This is a genomic window from Algoriphagus sp. SE2, assembly GCF_039563885.1.
GTDB lineage: Bacteria > Bacteroidota > Bacteroidia > Cytophagales > Cyclobacteriaceae > Algoriphagus.
Genome location: NZ_JBCLWJ010000001.1, coordinates 444,523 through 461,787, shown reverse-complemented (window position 1 = coordinate 461,787; position 17,265 = coordinate 444,523). Strand labels below are relative to the sequence as shown.

Here is a 17,265-nt window from a genome sequence, read left to right as displayed (position 1 = left end):
AAATTAAAGTAGGAGGTTAAATTTCCGATTCTATAAAATACATTTCTACAAAACCTTTATTCTTAACTTTAATTTTACCGCGTGGAGTGCACTTAAACCTATTTTTTATCAACTCATAGGTTTGTCCACTAATATTTATTTTTCCCGGTTCGCCGGCAGTCTCCATTCTCGAGGCTACATTGACAGTATCTCCCCAGATATCGTAAGCAAACTTTTTTAAACCTACTATCCCTGCGATTACTGGCCCTGTATGAATTCCAATCCGCATGCTTATGGATGGCTTATTTTCAGAAATCTGTGATTTCATGTGTTCATTAATAAACTCATTGATCTCAAAAGCTGCCAAAACAATGTTTGAAGCATCAAATTCTTTAGTAAAATTCAAACCTCCCGCACACATATAACTGTCACCTACTGTCTTTATTTTTTCAATACCATACTTGCCAATGATCCGGTCAAACTCGCAGTAGAAATAGTTTAATTCTGCAACCAATTCCTCCGCTGAAAGAATCTCGCATAAGCCTGAAAAATTCACAATGTCAGTGAACATCACACTAACATCTTCAAATTGTCGGGCTTTTGAAATCCCGCTATTTTTCAATTCACTGGCAATCTCAGGAGGCAAAATATTTAATATTAATTCTTCTGACTTTTCCTTTTCTTCATTCAACTGCCTCGTCCTAAGTCTAATCTTTTCCTCCATATTTTGATACAATAGAGCATTTTCCAAAGATATCGCCATTTGGCTTGAAAGAATATTTATCAAGTTTAAACGCTCAATCGTGAATGCTCCTTCAATCAAGTTATTTTCCAGATAAATGATCCCGGTTACCTCGCTTTGCTTCATCAATGGCACCACCATAATAGATTTCATTTTCTGACTTAGGATATATGGGTCTTTTCCAAACTGGGCATCTTCAAAAGCATTTTCCAAAATCACACTTTCCTTATTTTTTGCAGTAAAAAGGACCGATTCCTTTGCAATTTGATCAAACTTTTTCAGCGGAAGATTTTCAAATAGCTTTGGTTCGATATTTTTGGTACAGGATTCTGACTGAACCAAAAATTCATTTTCGCTTTTCAACAAAAGTACCATTCGCTGGGCCCCGGCATTTTCAATGATTATTTTCATCAAAGTTGTGAGCAGGTCTTTTAGTTTGATCTCTTTGGAAATTGCTTCGGATGATTTCATTACTGATTTCAAATCCAAATCTTGATTGGAAAACTTTTGAGATAATTTTTTATCATCTATTCCTTCTACAAACCTGAATTCTACTTGGGATAAATTATAGGAGCTATTCTTGGAGACCAATAGTTCCACAATACCTTTCGCTCCTAATAAATCATATTGGTATACTGCGTCACTCAAATGTATTCCGGCTATTTTCTTTTTCCCATCCCTCAAATGCAAATCAACTAACCTGCGATTTACAAGTGCTTGGATTTGGAGATATTCATAGCTCTCAGAGGCATCCAAAGCAGCATAATACTCCGTTTCTGCTTTTTCAGAATCGCCTTTAACCAATGCTGACTCGGCAGAAAGAAGGCGATATTTATGCTCAAAATTGTATGGATTTTTCTGGCTATATTTTTTGAATTTCTTGACTATGCTTGAGAGCTCTACCTTCCACTTCAATTTATTTATTCCACTAGTTTTCAAAATCAAAGAGGCCAAAATCATTCCTTTGTAGAAATAATGCTCCGCTGTATGCAGCATCCCTGGAGAGTCTTTTAAATAAAAATCTGAGGTAATAGAAACCTCATAAGCCTGATCAAACTCTTCCCAGAGGTAGAGGGATTGCATTTTATTGATATAATAAAAATGAGCAAAATGCCTTGAATTAAAATTTTCTAGCTTTTTCACGTACTCATTTTCCTCAAAGCCTTCGTCAGAAAAAGAATCTGATGAATTCGTTTTCCCCTGAAGATTTTTAATGGCCTGAGTCACGGCACGAATAGTAAGTACTGCTTCCTCAATCTGAAATCTTCGCAAAAAGTCCAAGTGAGAATTGCTTGATTCTAAAATCTCTTCAAACTGAACCCCTCTCATGAAATAACTCTGAACTATCGCACAACTGGCACAACTGGCATGAAATAGATCTCCAACTTCCAGTCCTGATTCATAGGCATTAAACCAATATTCTTCCATCACCTTGGCTGACTGTCTCCAAGGAATAGCAAAGTATCCAGTCACAAAATTTGTTTCAGCTCTTGCTCCGTGATTTTGGTATTTTTCAACTAAGTTCAAAGTGAGCTGTCCTAATTTAAAGCCAGTAGTCCTGAATCCAAGAATACCGCTGTGAAAAACGGGTCCAAAACCAAGAAACCCAATAAAGCCCCCATCGGTATTCCCATGTTTAAGACATAAGTTAACCATGATCGAACAGACCAAAACACAAAGCTCAGGCTTAATTTGAAAAGCCGATTGACCAGCCGCCGCCATCAAAAGTATCGCAGTTTTGAGCTTTTCATCCGTCATTTCCGGAAGATCAATCAATTCCTCCACATCCCTTTTACCTAGCATGGTTTTATATTTCAAAAACTCAATTGCCAAACTTGGAGGGGAAAAACTTGCTGGAATTTTAACTCCCAATTCGGAAGTCACCTCCCTACAAGCTTTATATGCTGCCTCAAAATCCCTAGTGTTATTATAGTATTGTATTTTTCGGATTGTAACTTTTGCCTTATCAATTACATCTTCTGTGTTTTTTAGAGCCTCATCAAAAAATTGAACTACCTGGCTATTATTACCGGCTAGATACTCCATTTCTGCTCGTTGTAAGTTCAAATTTCGACGAATCTCTTTTGAGACATCCATCTTTTTTTCTTGAACCAATTCCATCGCATTCTTAACATAGCTAAGGCCAGATTCATAAGCATTTGCATACTTTGCCCGGATACTTGCTGCAATATTCAAGGCGATTAGCTTTTGAAGAAGCTCTTCATCTTCAATTAAGTTTTGTGCATAGTTTAAATGGTCCGTCAGGATATAGATTGAGTCAGAATGCTCAATATTAGAAAGCTTTGAGATAATACTTTTCCCAATTTTTAACCGAATCTTTTGCTTTTCAAGATCAGAAAGCAAACCCAAGGCAGCCTGCTGAATTTTGTCATGTTGGAATCCATAATCATCATCACCCGAGCGTTCTTTTGTATTCAGATTTTCGATGATACAAAGCTTTTCGGCAAGCTTAAGTTGCATATCTAGCTCCTCCTCACTTATTTCAACCAAGCCACTCAAAATTTCAATTGAAAATGTATTACCGATACAGGAGGCATATTTCAAGGTGGTCTGAACTTCTTCAGGAAGTCTAAAAAAAAGCTCTGACATCAGATCAATTACGTTATCACTAATGCTTACACGATAGGCTTTTTCTACACTATAGGTCCAATGTAGCGTGTTTTGTGAAAGATGTATTACGCCGCTTTCATAGAGGGTAAGAAGACATTGCCTGATAAAAAATGGATTCCCTAGGGTCTTTCTAAAAACGATCTTTGCTAAGCCATCCGCCTCTCTCTTGTTGATCGAAAGGGAGTCAGCAACTATTTCTGAGACAGAATCCTGATCTAAAGGAGCTAAAGCAAAAAGATTATTTGCCACACCTTGAGACTGTAACCTATCCAACATCATCATCAACGGATGAGATGGTGAAACCTCATTTTCACGATATGCACAAATGATCAGAATATGCTTTAAACTAGAATCTAGGAGCGTATTCTCCAGCCATCTTCTTGTGGTTGTGTCTAACCACTGCAGGTCATCCAAGAAAATACAAAGTGGATGATCTTGGCTTGCAAAAGATCTTATAAAACTGTTGAATACTTGATCAAATCGATTCTTGGACTCATTGATGGGAAGAGTCGGCACCTCTGGCTGAGGCCCGATTAGCAATTCCAAGTCGGGCATAATATCAATGATTAATTGTCCCGAATTTCCTATTGCCTTTAATATTGACTTCTTCCAATACTCTTGCTGATCTTCTCCAAGAATCAAAACTTGATTAATCAAATCGTTCAATGCCAGTAATAAGGAACTCAAGGGAGGATTCCTTTTGTACTGTTCAAACTTCCCCGATATAAAAAATCCACCTTCTAGATCGATGTATTTTTGAAATTCCCTGACGAAGCTTGATTTTCCAACTCCAGAATATCCACTTACTAATGCGAGTTCGGCGCGCTCATTTCTTATTCGTTGGAAAAGTTCATTCATCTTCCTGAGTTCCTCGTCTCTTCCGTAAATTTTCGAGGAAATCTGAAACTGATCCAAGTGATCTTGAGTACCTATAGCAAATTCGGGAATCTCGTTGATGTCTAGCAGCCGATCTAAGCATTTTTGTAAATCAGCAAGTAATCCTGAACAGCTTTGATACCTTTCGGAGGTGTTTTTCTCTAATAGTTTTAAGACAATCTTGCTTATAACCTCAGGAATTTGATCTCGAAAAGTACTCGGTGAATCCGGGACTAATGCCAAATGAGCATGCATTAATTCCATCGGATCAGAAAAATGAAAAATTGTTCTACCTGTCAGCATTTCAAAGAAAACCGCTCCAAGCGAATATAGATCAGTACGATGATCAATAGGTCTATTCATTCTGCCGGTCTGCTCGGGCGAAATATAATGGAGACCCAATTCCAATGCCTCACTTACATTAGAATAATTTAAATCTCTTCCTCGCTCGATTGCATAATCAAAACCCCACACCTTTACTCCTCCATGCTTATCCACAATGATATTTGAAGGGTTGATGTTTTTATGAATAATATTTTTACTGTGTAGATAATTAATAGCCTTGGTAATCTCCATCGCTATCTTTAAAAAAATAATTAGATCAGGCTTTCCTCTCTTCAAATATTCCGAAAGTGTCTCACCTGAAACATCCTCATTTACAAGGATTGGTAAGTTTTCAAGATTTTCTAGGCCTATTGGTTGAACAATATTTGGATGGAAAAGCTTTGATAATATGGAATATTCCTGCTTTAAGTGGTTTAAATCACGAAATGTTGGATATGCAGATCTAAATGTCTGGATTGTTACGGGTTTCGAGTCCTGAATCCGGTTAGCCTTGTAGACTATATATCTTGAGTTCTCTCGAACTTTATCTAATATGTTGAATCTTAAATCAGGCATTTAAAAAATAAAAGGATATCCGATAGAAATTAATTTTAAAGCTAAACATTAGCCAAGATGAGAGTTTTTTTAGAGAATTTTAACTTCTTAAAGTACAAAGAATATTTATTTTATTTAAAACGAATACCCAAATAATCATGCACATTAAGGAATAATGATGTCTGGAAACTTAGTTACTCTTTTTTCGCTTTCCAGAATGACCACTATTCCCAAGACGAAATCTACTTTACCTTTGTATCTTTGCCAGCTATGACTTTGAGTACTTTATCCAAAAAAACCAATATTGATTCCTTTGATCCAAAGGAGTTCATCATAATAAAGAATGCTAGGGTCAATAACCTTAAAAGTCTTAGTGTAGCTATCCCAAGAAATAAACTAGTGGTGGTAACAGGGCTTTCAGGATCAGGGAAATCCTCCTTAGCTTTTGACACCCTATTTGCAGAAGGTCAACGAATGTACGTTGAAAGCCTTTCTTCCTACGCCCGTCAATTTTTGGGAAGAATGGAAAAACCTGATGTAGAATATATTAAAGGTGTAGCCCCTGCTATTGCTATTCAACAAAAAGTAAATACTAAAAATCCCAGGTCTACCGTAGGTACTACCACCGAAATTTATGATTATCTAAAACTGCTTTTCTCACGGATTGGGAAAACAATTTCACCTATTTCAGGAAAGGAAGTGAAGCATCATACGGTAACCGATATTGTAGATTTTATTCAATCTTTTGAAGAAGGAAGTAAAGTCATGATCTCATGCCCGTTGCAAATTGAACGGGGAAGAAAAATTGAACAAGAATTGGAGTTATTGCTCCAAAAAGGATATACCCGAATTCTAATCAATGAGGAAGTATATTTTGTAGAGGATTTATTAGAAGAAAAGAAAGTTCCAAAGGGCAAATACGAAATTCTGATTGATCGAGCTTCCGTAATTAAGGACGATGAGGACAATCAATTTAGAATTGCAGATTCTGTGCAAACAGCCCTTTTTGAAGGACATGGTGATTGCAAAATAACAATACCGGGAAATGAAACACGAACATTCTCTGATCGATTCGAACTGGATGGAATGACTTTCGAGATCCCTTCTGTCAATTTTTTCTCTTTCAACAATCCATATGGGGCTTGCAAAACCTGTGAGGGTTTTGGGAATGTCTTGGGCATAGATCCAGATTTAGTTATCCCAGATAAAGAAATGTCTGTTTATGAAGGGGCCATCGCTCCATGGAGAGGAGAAACTTCCAGAAGTTGGCTAGAACCTTTACTTAAAAAAGGGATAGAGTTTGATTTTCCAATCCACAGATCTTACAGCGAACTCACGGAAAAAGAGCAAAGTTTAATCTGGAAAGGAAATAAGTATTTTAAAGGGCTAGATGCTTTTTTCAAAGATTTGGAATCTAAAACTCATAAAATCCAATACCGTGTCATGCTTTCCAGATTTCGTGGAAGAACTACATGCCCGGATTGTAAAGGAACCCGCTTACGAAAGGATGCTTCCTATGTAAAAATAGAAGATAAATCTATTATCGACTTGGTGCTGATGCCGATCGATGAAGCGCTAGACTTTTTTAATAAAATAGAATTACCCGAACATCAGGCGAAAGTCGCCAATCGGTTGCTCAAAGAAATCCAAAGTCGCTTGGAATATATGGATCAAGTAGGGTTGGGATATCTTACTTTAAATAGATTGACCTCTTCTCTTTCAGGTGGGGAATTTCAGCGAATTAAGCTGGCAACATCCATCGGGTCTGCCTTGGTGGGTTCTATGTATATTTTAGATGAACCTAGCATTGGACTTCATCCAAGAGATACTGACCGGTTGATCGGAGTTTTAAAATCGCTCAGGGATTTGGGAAACACAGTAATTGTGGTAGAGCACGAGGAAAAAGTCATGAAAGCCGCTGATCAGATTATTGATATTGGTCCTGATGCAGGAGTCAATGGAGGAGAACTGCTATTTCAAGGTCCAATTGAGGATTTAATGGCAACTGCTCAAACCTATACTGCGAAGTATCTCAGAGGAGAAGAATTGATTTTCAAAAAGGATGGAAATCGAATTTGGAAAGACAGCATCATCATCAAAGGAGCAAGAGAGAACAACCTAAAGAATCTGACAGTGCAATTCCCTCTCAACACCCTGACAGTGGTAACCGGAGTTTCAGGTTCTGGAAAATCAACTTTGGTAAAAAAGGTTCTATATCCGGCTTTGGGTAAGATGCTTGGTACTGTCATCGATGAAAGCGGTAAGTATGATAAAATCGAAGGTGATTATCGATCTATTTCTCAAATTGAATTTGTAGATCAAAATCCAATTGGCAAGTCATCCCGATCCAATCCAGTCACCTATGTGAAAGCTTATGATGCCATTCGGTCTTTATTTTCGGATCAACCTATCTCGAAACAACGAAATTATAAGCCTGCTTTTTTCTCATTTAATGTGGACGGAGGAAGATGTGAAGCCTGTTCTGGGGAAGGCATCACCACGGTGGAAATGCAGTTTATGGCAGATATCCACTTGACTTGTGAATCCTGTAAAGGTAAGCGCTTCAAAAATGAAATTTTGGATGTCAAGTATAAGGATAAGGACATTTCCGAAGTCTTGCATATGACCATTGATGAGGCAATCGAATTCTTCAAAGGCAAAACTCAGATCATCAATAAACTCCTTCCACTTCAGGAAGTGGGGCTTGGCTACATCGGCATGGGTCAGAGTTCCAATACTCTTTCCGGAGGTGAAGCGCAACGGGTGAAACTCGCTTCTTTCTTGGGTAAAGGGGGTAACAAATCCGGAGATCATATCCTTTTTATCTTCGATGAACCGACTACTGGTCTCCATTTCCATGACATCAAAAAATTACTTCACTCCATCAATGCCCTAATTGATCAAGGTCATTCAGTTATAATTATTGAGCATAATACCGAAGTGATCAAATCCGCTGACTGGGTAATCGATCTAGGTCCTGAAGGAGGAAATAAAGGAGGAAACTTAACTTTTGCCGGTACACCGGAAGATATGATGAAAGAAGAGGGGAATTATACAGCGAAGTATTTAAGGGAGGCTTTTGTGTAAACCTTACATTTTTCAACCTATCAAACCTAAGGTAGCTATCGGGAGGTTCAGAGCACAAAGAGACAAATGGGATCTTAGCTCAGTTGGTTTAGAGCGCTGCTTTGACAGAGCAGAGGTCATGGGTTCGAATCCCTTAGATCCCACATTTATTCAAAATGTAACCCCTAAAATGAAAATGGAGAGTCAATAGACTCTCCATTTATTATTTCAACATAAGAACTGGGATGATTAAGATTTGGTACCAACCACAATTCTGGAAATTTTCAGGCCATTCAAGATCTTTTTTATGATTTTACAATGATTTTTTGGCAAGATACCAATCCACTTGTTCTAATGATGTATCCGCCTTTCTTTCTGCAAGACCTTCCAATGTTTTAGGAGCTCCAACGATTACTTTATCACCGGGCTGCCAGTTTAGAGGCATAGCTACCTTATATTCATCCGATGTTTGCAATGCCAATAAAGTTCTCTTTATCTCATCCATATTCCTACCAACATTCAATGGATAGTACATAATCAATCTAATCTTGCCTGTTGGGTCTATGATGAAAACCGCACGAACAGCGGCTGTTTCACTTTCTCCCGGTTGAAGCATTCCATAAAGTTTGGCAACTTTCATATCCAAATCAGCGATAATCGGAAAATTGAATAAGACACCCGTCTTCTCATCTACTGCATTTACCCATGCAATGTGTGAGTGTATGCTGTCTATACTTAATCCCATCAATTTGGTGTTATGCTTTTCAAAGAAATTACTTTCTTGGGCAAAACCTGTCATTTCAGTTGTACATACTGGTGTAAAATCCGCCGGATGTGAGAATAAAATAACCCAACTTCCTTTATTATATTCTGAGAATTTAAGATTACCTGTGGTAGTTACCGCATCAAAATCAGGAGCCATATCTCCTATCCTTGGCATGGTGTTAATAGTTTCAGTTTCCATTATTTCTTGTTTTTTGTTTTAAACTTTTGATGCAATATCACCCCAAAAAACTCCAAGTACAGCAACTTTTGTCACATGGAAACATTAGTTTTTCTTCGAAAAATTAGTAATGCAAATCCAGTGTTTTCTTATTCTTAATATTTCACTATTCACAAGAAAAAAAGATTCAATTTCAGAGCTAATTCACGGTAGCGAGGTAATTCAAACCCAAAAAATAACCAATCCCAGTGCTTCCTGGTAATGCTCCACTCTGACTTCAATATAATTTCATCGATATTTACCTTCCTAATTAATAAAGGAGGTTTAGGAAATGGCCTTCTTCTTACCAAAAAGACGAACAACGGAAGCCTTACCTACATGATAAAGTCCTTCACTTAATTCCGTTTCCGTTTCACAAGCTTCAAAAAATTCAAAGCCTTTAAAATCCTCCTTTACCTCTTCCAAGTCAAAAAGCATTGACACTTCTTTTGGACCTCCTGCATTCGGATTTTCTTTCTGATAATTAATATGCTTTTTACTAAAGCATTCTAAAATAAGAAGTCCCTCATTTTTAAGATAGGAACTTAATTTTTGATGATAAATCCGTCTTTTCGCTTCGGGGAAATGCGTATAAGAGAACGCTATCGCATCAAAATAATCAGTTGGATAATCAACTTCTTCCAAACTATTGACCCGATAATCAATTGAAACTTTATTTGTCAAAGCAAGCCTTTCGGCCTTCTTTTTACCTTCAATACTGCTATCAAAAGCAAAGACCTCCCATCCCAACTTAGCTGCATAAACCGCATTTCTACCCTCTCCTTCCGCTGGAAATAAAATTCGCCCTGGCGTAAGATTTGCCAATTTCGATTTCAAATACTCGTTTGGCTTTTTGCCATAGGCAAAATCAGGTTGACTGTATCGCTGGTCCCAAAAATTCATATCAAAATCTCTTAAAATAAAAATGGAGAGCCTATTGACTCTCCATTGATCACAATTTATTTAACACATTGACTTACGTTATTCCATGTGCCACCATTGATAACATTTTGAAAACCATTCTGTTCTAAAATACTTTTCGCCTGTCCACTTCGGTTCCCACTTCTGCAGAAAACCACAATGTTTTTCTTGCCTTTAAATTTTGCCAATTGGCTTTGAATTCTATCCAGGGGAATATTAACTGCCCCTTTTACACTTCCTGAAGCAAATTCACCGGCAGACCTTACATCTACCAAAAATGCTCCTTCATTAATTGCTTCGGTGAGCATTGTATTATCTACTCCTCCGAAAATTGCTGAGAAAAAACCCATATCTATTAGTTTAAATTGTTACTACTTCTTTTTTGAAAGTTTGCTGTCCCTTCTCTTTCCACTCCTTCATCCCTCCGGAATAGTTCTTCACATTTTCAAAACCATTTCTTCGAAGAAGAGAATAAGCGATAGCAGCGCGATCCCCACTCTGACAATGAATTACTACCTGCTTGTCTTTGCTGATTTTATCCAAATTATCTTCTATGGTCCCAACAAAAACATGATCAGCTCCTCTCACATGGCCCGTATTATATTCCGTTGTATTTCTAACGTCGACTACTTGTACCTCCTCTTTTTCTGCCAAGCCTTTGAACTCTTCAAAATCAATTACATCTGCCTTTTGCAAGGCCAACCCCAAGTCTGAGATGTCCTCAACAAAACCATAAATATTGTCCAGACCAATTCTCATCAATTTTCTGGTTAAATCTTCCATCTGGCTTTCTTCCGCCACAAGAATAAATTGTTCTTGGTAATTCAGAATCCAACCTGCCCATGTAGAAAAAGAATTATTGCCCTGAATATTGATACTTCCTGGCAAAAACCCTTTGGCAAAATCCACTTTATTTCGAGTGTCTATCACTTTCAAACCATCCTTATAAGCGGTCAGGAATTGATCTTTTGTCAACTTTGAGTGCTTAGGCACTTCTACAAGTAGAGGTCTATCTACCTTGTTTAAATGCTTCATCATCGCAAAGTATTTAGGTGGCTCCGGCTGGCCATCCAAAAGATAATCCACAAAAGCCTTTTCGTCAGATCCAAATCGGAATGCCCAGTTTCTAATTTTTTCATATCCCACTGTAGAGCTAGGAACTGAACCCAGTGCTTTTCCACAGGCTGATCCAGCACCATGTCCAGGCCAAACCTGTACATAGTCAGGTAATGCTGCAAATCTTTGAATAGAATCATACATTTGCTTGGCCCCTTTCTCCTGTGTACCCACAATTCCAGCAGCCTTTTCCAATAAATCCGGTCTTCCTACATCTCCTACGAAAACAAAGTCTCCAGTAAATACCATGACAGGTTGATCAGTAGCCGGATGATCCGTCAATAAGAAGCTAATACTTTCAGGGGTATGTCCAGGAGTATGCAAAACTTCCAAGGTCAAGTTACCCACATTGATTTTATCGCCATGTTTTAATCCTTCATGCTCAAATTCATATTGCCATTCTTCAGGACCTTCATCGGATAAATACAATTTAGCACCAGTAACCGCCGCCAATTCTCTAGAACCACTCAGAAAGTCTGCATGAATATGCGTTTCCGTAATATGAGTGATCTTCATGTTGTTTCGCTTTGCGATATCTAAATAAACATCTACATCTCGCTGAGCGTCAATTACAATTGCTTCACCTTTTGCTTGACAACCAATAAAATAACTTGCCTGTGCAAGAGTCTTGTCATATACGTGTTGAAAATACATTTCTATCTTTTGTTTTAAATTATAGTTCGAAATACGGGATAAAATTCTTCACACTCAGGAACTTTTGTCACATTTGGAAAAATCAATGTCGATTTATTAAGGATCAAGCGACTTGAAATCAAAAGCTTTTTTTTAATCGGTGTTAATGCTGAAGACAAATCCTTTTAAATTCATGCCTTCAATCTATACCACCTCCTATGAAAAAACATATATTCCTGAGTTTAATCCTTTTTACTATCTCAATTTGCGGATGGGCACAGATTCAGACACCTGAGCAATTTTTGGGATATAAACCCGGTGATCGATTTACTCCACACCACCGAATGGTTGATTACTTTGAGCATGTTGCGGCAAATAATCCAAACGTAAAACTGATCCAATATGGTGAAACCAATGAGAAACGGCCATTGATTGTCGCAATTATCGCTTCGGAAGAAAACATGGCTCGAATAGAGCAAATCCGTGAAGATAATTTAAAAAGAGCAGGTGTTTTAGAAGGAGAGCCTTCTACTGCTGTTCCGATCAACTGGATGTCTTTCAATGTTCACGGAAATGAATCTGTAGGTATGGAAGCGGCAATTTCCTCTTTTTATACGTTGGCCAATCCAGCAAATGCAAAATCACAGGAATGGCTAAAAAATCAAGTTATCCTTTTAGACCCATGTATTAACCCTGACGGTCGTGATCGCTATTCCAACTGGTACAACCAGAAGATGAACACCAGGCTACAGCCTGATTTACAATCTGTGGAGCACAACGAGCCATGGCCTGGAGGTCGTGCCAATCATTACTTATTTGATTTGAATAGAGACTGGGCTTGGCAAGTACAGGTTGAATCCCAGCAGAGAATGAAGCTTTACAATCAATGGCTTCCACAATTGCACCTGGATTTTCACGAGCAAGGAATCAATAATCCATTTTACATGGCTCCGGCAGCTGAGCCATTACACGAGCAATTGACCCCATGGCAACATGAATTCCAGGATACTTTTGGTAGAAATACTGCTAAATACTTCGACGAAGCAGGTCGTTTCTATTTTACTAAAGAGCGATTTGACCTACTTTATCCTTCCTATGGAGATTCCTATCCAATGTTCAATGGTGCCATTGGGATGACCATCGAGCAAGGTGGCGGAGGCCAAGCAGGAATTGGGGGATATAATTCCGTGGGTGATACCGTGACTTTAAGTTATAGAATAGCAGGTCATTATACTGCAGCGATGTCAGCTGCCGAGGTAACCAGTCAAAATGCTGAAAAGCTACTTGCTGAATACGAGAAATTCTATGATGAAAATTCCTCAAGCCCAAAAGGAAAATATAAGAGTTTTGTAATCAAAGGAGAAAGCAACCCCGCTCAGGTAGCTAAATTGCTTATGCTTCTCGACAAAAACGGAATCAAGTATGGTAAAGCCGGATCCAAATCTGGTATAAAAGGATTTGAATATCAAACAGGGGAAAGTAAGACCTTCTCTACTACTGAAGAAGATGTAATTATCAATGCTTTTCAGCCAAAGTCTGTTTTGACTCAAGTTTTCTTTGAGCCAAATCCTGTATTAAACGATAGTATAACTTATGATATTACAAGCTGGGCATTGCCTTATGCCTATGGATTAGAGGCTTATGCAGTAGAAACCAGAATTGATCCAGCAGGTGAATATGAAGCACCTGAATTCGTTTCCAATCAAGCTGGAAAAACTCCTGTTGCCTATATGGCTTCATGGGAAGGAACCAGAGATGTTGCTTTCTTGGCTGAATTGCTGAACGCTGGAATCCGTGTGAAATATCCAGAATTCCCTTTCGAAGTAGAAGGAAAAAGTTTCCCTGCGGGATCACTTTTGATCACTAAGGGTGGAAATGAGTATGTGGAAAACTTTGATCAGAAAGTAATTGAAGCCGCAAATAAGTTTGGTATCACATTAGCCACAACAATGAGCGGCTATGTAGATAAAGGAAAAGATTTTGGATCACCAAATATCAGAATCATTCAAGCACCTAAAGTTGCATTAATTGGAGGATCTGGAACTAACTCACTGAATTATGGAGCAATCTGGCATTTCTTCGAACAAGAGCTGGATTATCCTTTAGTGAATCTGGAGCTCGAAAATATGGGGCGTTATGATCTGAGCAAATATGACGTTTTAATCATGCCTTCTACAAGAGGCGGTGGATTATCTAAGCCTGCTTTGGATAAAGTAATGGAATGGGTTAGAGCTGGAGGAAAAATGATTGCAATTGATGGTGCCCTGAATGCTTTTGCAAATAAGGAGGGATTCGAGTTGAAAACCTTTGATACAGATGAGGAGAAGAAGGCTGCAGAAAAGGAATCAGAAGCATTGGCAAAAGAAGAAAGATTAGCCCCTTATCAAGAAGGAGAACGGGTAGCTATTTCAGGCGGTGCTGCTGGAGCAATTTATGAAATTACTATGGACGAAACTCATCCCCTGGGATATGGAACAGGCGGGAAATACTACACTTTAAAGAATAACTCTAGCCGCTACGCTTATTTAACTAATGGAGTCAATGCAGGAATTATTGCCGATAATGATGCATATAGAACCGGATATATTGGTTATAAAATCAAATCCAAAATCGGTGAATCCATGGCAATTGGTACCGAAAGAGCTGGAAGAGGGCAAATCGTTTATTTTGTAGATGATCCTATTTTCAGAGGCTTTTGGGAATCAGGGAAACTGATTTTGAGTAATGCCATCTTTATGGTGGGTCAGTAATAATAAAAAGACTCTAGTACCTTTAATCATAACCGGCTACTGAAAAGTGGTCGGTTTTTTTGTTTTTTAAATCTAATTATTCGTTTTGAAACAATAAATTTCCTTTTATATAAAATTTGAGCTAAAATCTATTTAGCCATAGTCAGACACCAATTTTAAGGAGCTATATTTTCTTCATAATCAGACCCTTGACAATAAACCTAAAACCATGAAAAATAATAGACGAGAATTCTTTAAAAAAGTAGGCGTTGGAACAGCAGGACTAGGACTTGCCACCACGATTCCATTTTCTGCAAGTGCAAAATCTTCGAATTCGACCCAAGATGCACCTTCTGGTCAATTCCTACAAATTGGAGACGACATTGCTGTTGCCAATACTGATTCAGGTAAGATAAGAGGCTATATTCTGAATGATGTATATACTTTCTTAGGCGTTCCCTATGGTGCAGATACTTCTGGTAAAAATAGATTTATGCCTCCTCAAAAACCTGAAAAGTGGACTGGGATTAAACCTACCATTTGGTGGGGAAATACAGCTCCCCAAATCATGGATAATCGATATGCGAATCCTGATTATTCTTTTGCAGACCACTGGAATTATGACGACGTCAGTGAGGATTGTTTGCGACTCAATGTTTGGACACCAGCATTGGATAATAAAAAAAGACCTGTTCTGGTTTGGCTTCATGGAGGAGGATTTACGAACGGAAATGGTATCGAACAGGATGGCTACCATGGAGAAAATATCAGTAAGAATGGTGATATCGTTTTTATCTCTATCAACCATCGATTGGGACCGATTGGATTTACTGACCTTTCTGGAGTAGGTGGATCCAAGTATGCCAATTCTGGCAACGTTAGTCAACTGGATATAATCGCCTCTTTGGAATGGGTGCGGGATAATATTAGCAATTTCGGAGGAGACCCCGGAAATGTCACCATTATGGGACAATCAGGTGGTGGGGCCAAAGTCACTGCGACGATGTCAATGCCAGCTGCCAAAGGCCTGGTGCATAAGGGTGTTCCATTAAGTGGTTCTATGTTGCGTGCTAATGATCAGGAATACTCCAGAAAACTGGGTGAATATGTTATGAAAGAAGCAGGGCTTACTCCTGATACCATCGATAAACTTCAGGAATTAAGTTGGAGAGAATACATTGATGTTGCCAATAAAGCTTTGGCGAAAATGAGAAAAGATAATCCAACGCCAGGCTTCAGAGGAGGATTTGGCCCGGTGGCAGATGGAGTGAATATTCCGAAAGGTGAGTTCTTTTCTGACCCAAATGGTTTGGGGTCCGATATCCCAATGATGATTTGTACTACATTTCATGAATGGAACCCGACGCGTACTTCACCGGAACTTGAAAAGATAGATTGGGCAGGAGTAGTAGAAAAAATAGAACCAAGATTTGGGGCTGATTCTGAAAAAATAGTAAATGCATATAGACAGGATTTTCCAGAAGCCTCTCCTGCTGATATTTGGGCGATGGTTTTATCTAATCGTCAAGGTGCAATAAACACGGCCAATGCCAAATCTAAACAAAAAGCACCAGTCTATCTGGCTTGGTTTGGCTGGAAACCTAACCTCTATAGCGGTAGAATGAAAGCTTTTCACTGTATTGACATTTGTTTTTGGTTTGATAATACAGATCGGATGTATACGCATACTGGTGGTGGGGATCGGCCTAGAAAGCTTTCCAAAGCCATGTCAGCTTCTTTACTCGCATTTATGAGAACAGGAGATCCAAATGCGGGTAAACTTCCAACTTGGCCAAGATATTCGGCTGAAAATAGTGAAACGATGATTTTGAATGATAAAAGCCAGGTAAGAAATAAACCTGACGGAAATGGACTAGCAAGCCTACCAGCTTGATTCTTAATAAAAAGGGACCGAATTTGGTCCCTTTTTAATTTTTGGCAAGTTCTTTAAAGATCGATTTATTTCTAATTAGAAGAAATCCCTAGTTTTAGGGACATGAAGAACAAACACCTAATTGTACTTTTCACCTTCTGCTGGGTAATCAATACTTCACTTTTAGCTCAGAATAGTGAAATGTTACATGTAGTAAATTTTCTAGGAGCATCTATTTACTCGGCTCCAAGTTTTGATTCCCAGCTAATAGGTCTCGTAGAAGCTGGCAATAAAGTTTATGTGAACAAATCGCTTGAAAGAAAAGTGAAAAAGCAGGTTTCCGCAGACTTAGGGTTAGAAGGAAATTGGTTAGAAATCATTTTAGATTCAAGTATCGGATATATTTTCAGTGGCGATTTTACAGCAAAACTGATTACAAAAGATGCCGATTTGGGAAGTTTTGAAGAGTTAAACTTATTTGGAAAAGAACTCGAGAAAAAAGAATTTACAGAACAGACAATCATTGATGGTAATTCTTATCCTGTTCAGAAAATAGTTAGAAAGTATGAGTCTGCTGTAGTCTATGAAACATTTTTCGACGGTTGCCATGACACAGAATACCTTTTAGAAAGTTTTTCTCTTTCAGAAGCTTATCACCAATTAATCAACCTGACTGGAAGAAAATTTAGCCATCAATTTGAAATCCCCAGAATTTCCTCTCGAGAAGGGAATATTTGGAATTTTTCAGACCTCGATGCGATACAAAACTTAAAATTACAGGATTTGGGTGGCGGCAAGTTTAAAATCACTTTTTATTCTTGCACCTGAAAACAACTAC

General features: G+C 38.3%; 9 protein-coding genes and 1 tRNA gene. 5 read left to right on the top strand and 5 right to left on the bottom strand.

The annotated features are described in order from the left end of the window. Window positions 1–16: 16 nt before the first annotated feature. Window positions 17–5,128: an adenylate/guanylate cyclase domain-containing protein gene (locus tag AAGF08_RS01900; protein WP_343509215.1), complete on the bottom strand. Its 5,112-nt coding sequence runs from the start codon at window positions 5,126–5,128 to the stop codon at window positions 17–19. Window positions 5,129–5,377: 249 nt separating this feature from the next. On the opposite strand from AAGF08_RS01900, the gene uvrA reads away from it, so the two are divergent. Continuing rightward, a complete protein-coding gene (gene uvrA, locus AAGF08_RS01895; protein ID WP_343509214.1) occupies window positions 5,378–8,194 on the top strand; it encodes an excinuclease ABC subunit UvrA in 2,817 nt (938 codons plus the stop codon). A gap of 68 nt (window positions 8,195–8,262) precedes the next feature. After that, window positions 8,263–8,337, top strand: a tRNA-Val gene (locus AAGF08_RS01890). 149 nt (window positions 8,338–8,486) lie between these two features. On the opposite strand, the gene AAGF08_RS01885 is transcribed toward AAGF08_RS01890, so the two are convergent. The 4 genes from AAGF08_RS01885 to AAGF08_RS01870 form a co-directional block, all read right to left on the bottom strand. Then, window positions 8,487–9,137 (bottom strand): peroxiredoxin, encoded by a 651-nt coding sequence (locus tag AAGF08_RS01885; protein WP_343509213.1) that lies wholly within the window; start codon window positions 9,135–9,137, stop codon window positions 8,487–8,489. A gap of 303 nt (window positions 9,138–9,440) precedes the next feature. Then, the gene (locus AAGF08_RS01880) at window positions 9,441–10,058 is read right to left on the bottom strand and encodes a class I SAM-dependent methyltransferase (protein WP_343509211.1); all 618 of its coding nucleotides are present in this window, start codon (window positions 10,056–10,058) and stop codon (window positions 9,441–9,443) included. A 56-nt stretch (window positions 10,059–10,114) separates the two neighbouring features. After that, window positions 10,115–10,426, bottom strand: coding sequence for a rhodanese-like domain-containing protein (locus AAGF08_RS01875; RefSeq protein ID WP_343509210.1), 312 nt, complete (start codon window positions 10,424–10,426; stop codon window positions 10,115–10,117). 10 nt (window positions 10,427–10,436) lie between these two features. Continuing rightward, complete coding sequence (locus tag AAGF08_RS01870) at window positions 10,437–11,846, bottom strand: MBL fold metallo-hydrolase (protein ID WP_343509209.1); 1,410 nt, start codon at window positions 11,844–11,846, stop codon at window positions 10,437–10,439. Window positions 11,847–12,043: 197 nt separating this feature from the next. On the opposite strand from AAGF08_RS01870, the gene AAGF08_RS01865 reads away from it, so the two are divergent. The 3 genes from AAGF08_RS01865 to AAGF08_RS01855 all read left to right on the top strand — a co-directional run bounded on the left by AAGF08_RS01865 (window position 12,044) and on the right by AAGF08_RS01855 (window position 17,255). Then, a complete protein-coding gene (locus AAGF08_RS01865) occupies window positions 12,044–14,575 on the top strand; it encodes a M14 family metallopeptidase (protein ID WP_343509208.1) in 2,532 nt (843 codons plus the stop codon). A gap of 208 nt (window positions 14,576–14,783) precedes the next feature. Then, window positions 14,784–16,448, top strand: coding sequence for a carboxylesterase family protein (locus AAGF08_RS01860; RefSeq protein ID WP_343509207.1), 1,665 nt, complete (start codon window positions 14,784–14,786; stop codon window positions 16,446–16,448). Between the two features lie 102 nt (window positions 16,449–16,550). Then, a complete protein-coding gene (locus AAGF08_RS01855; protein WP_343509206.1) occupies window positions 16,551–17,255 on the top strand; it encodes a hypothetical protein in 705 nt (234 codons plus the stop codon). Window positions 17,256–17,265: the final 10 nt, after the last annotated feature.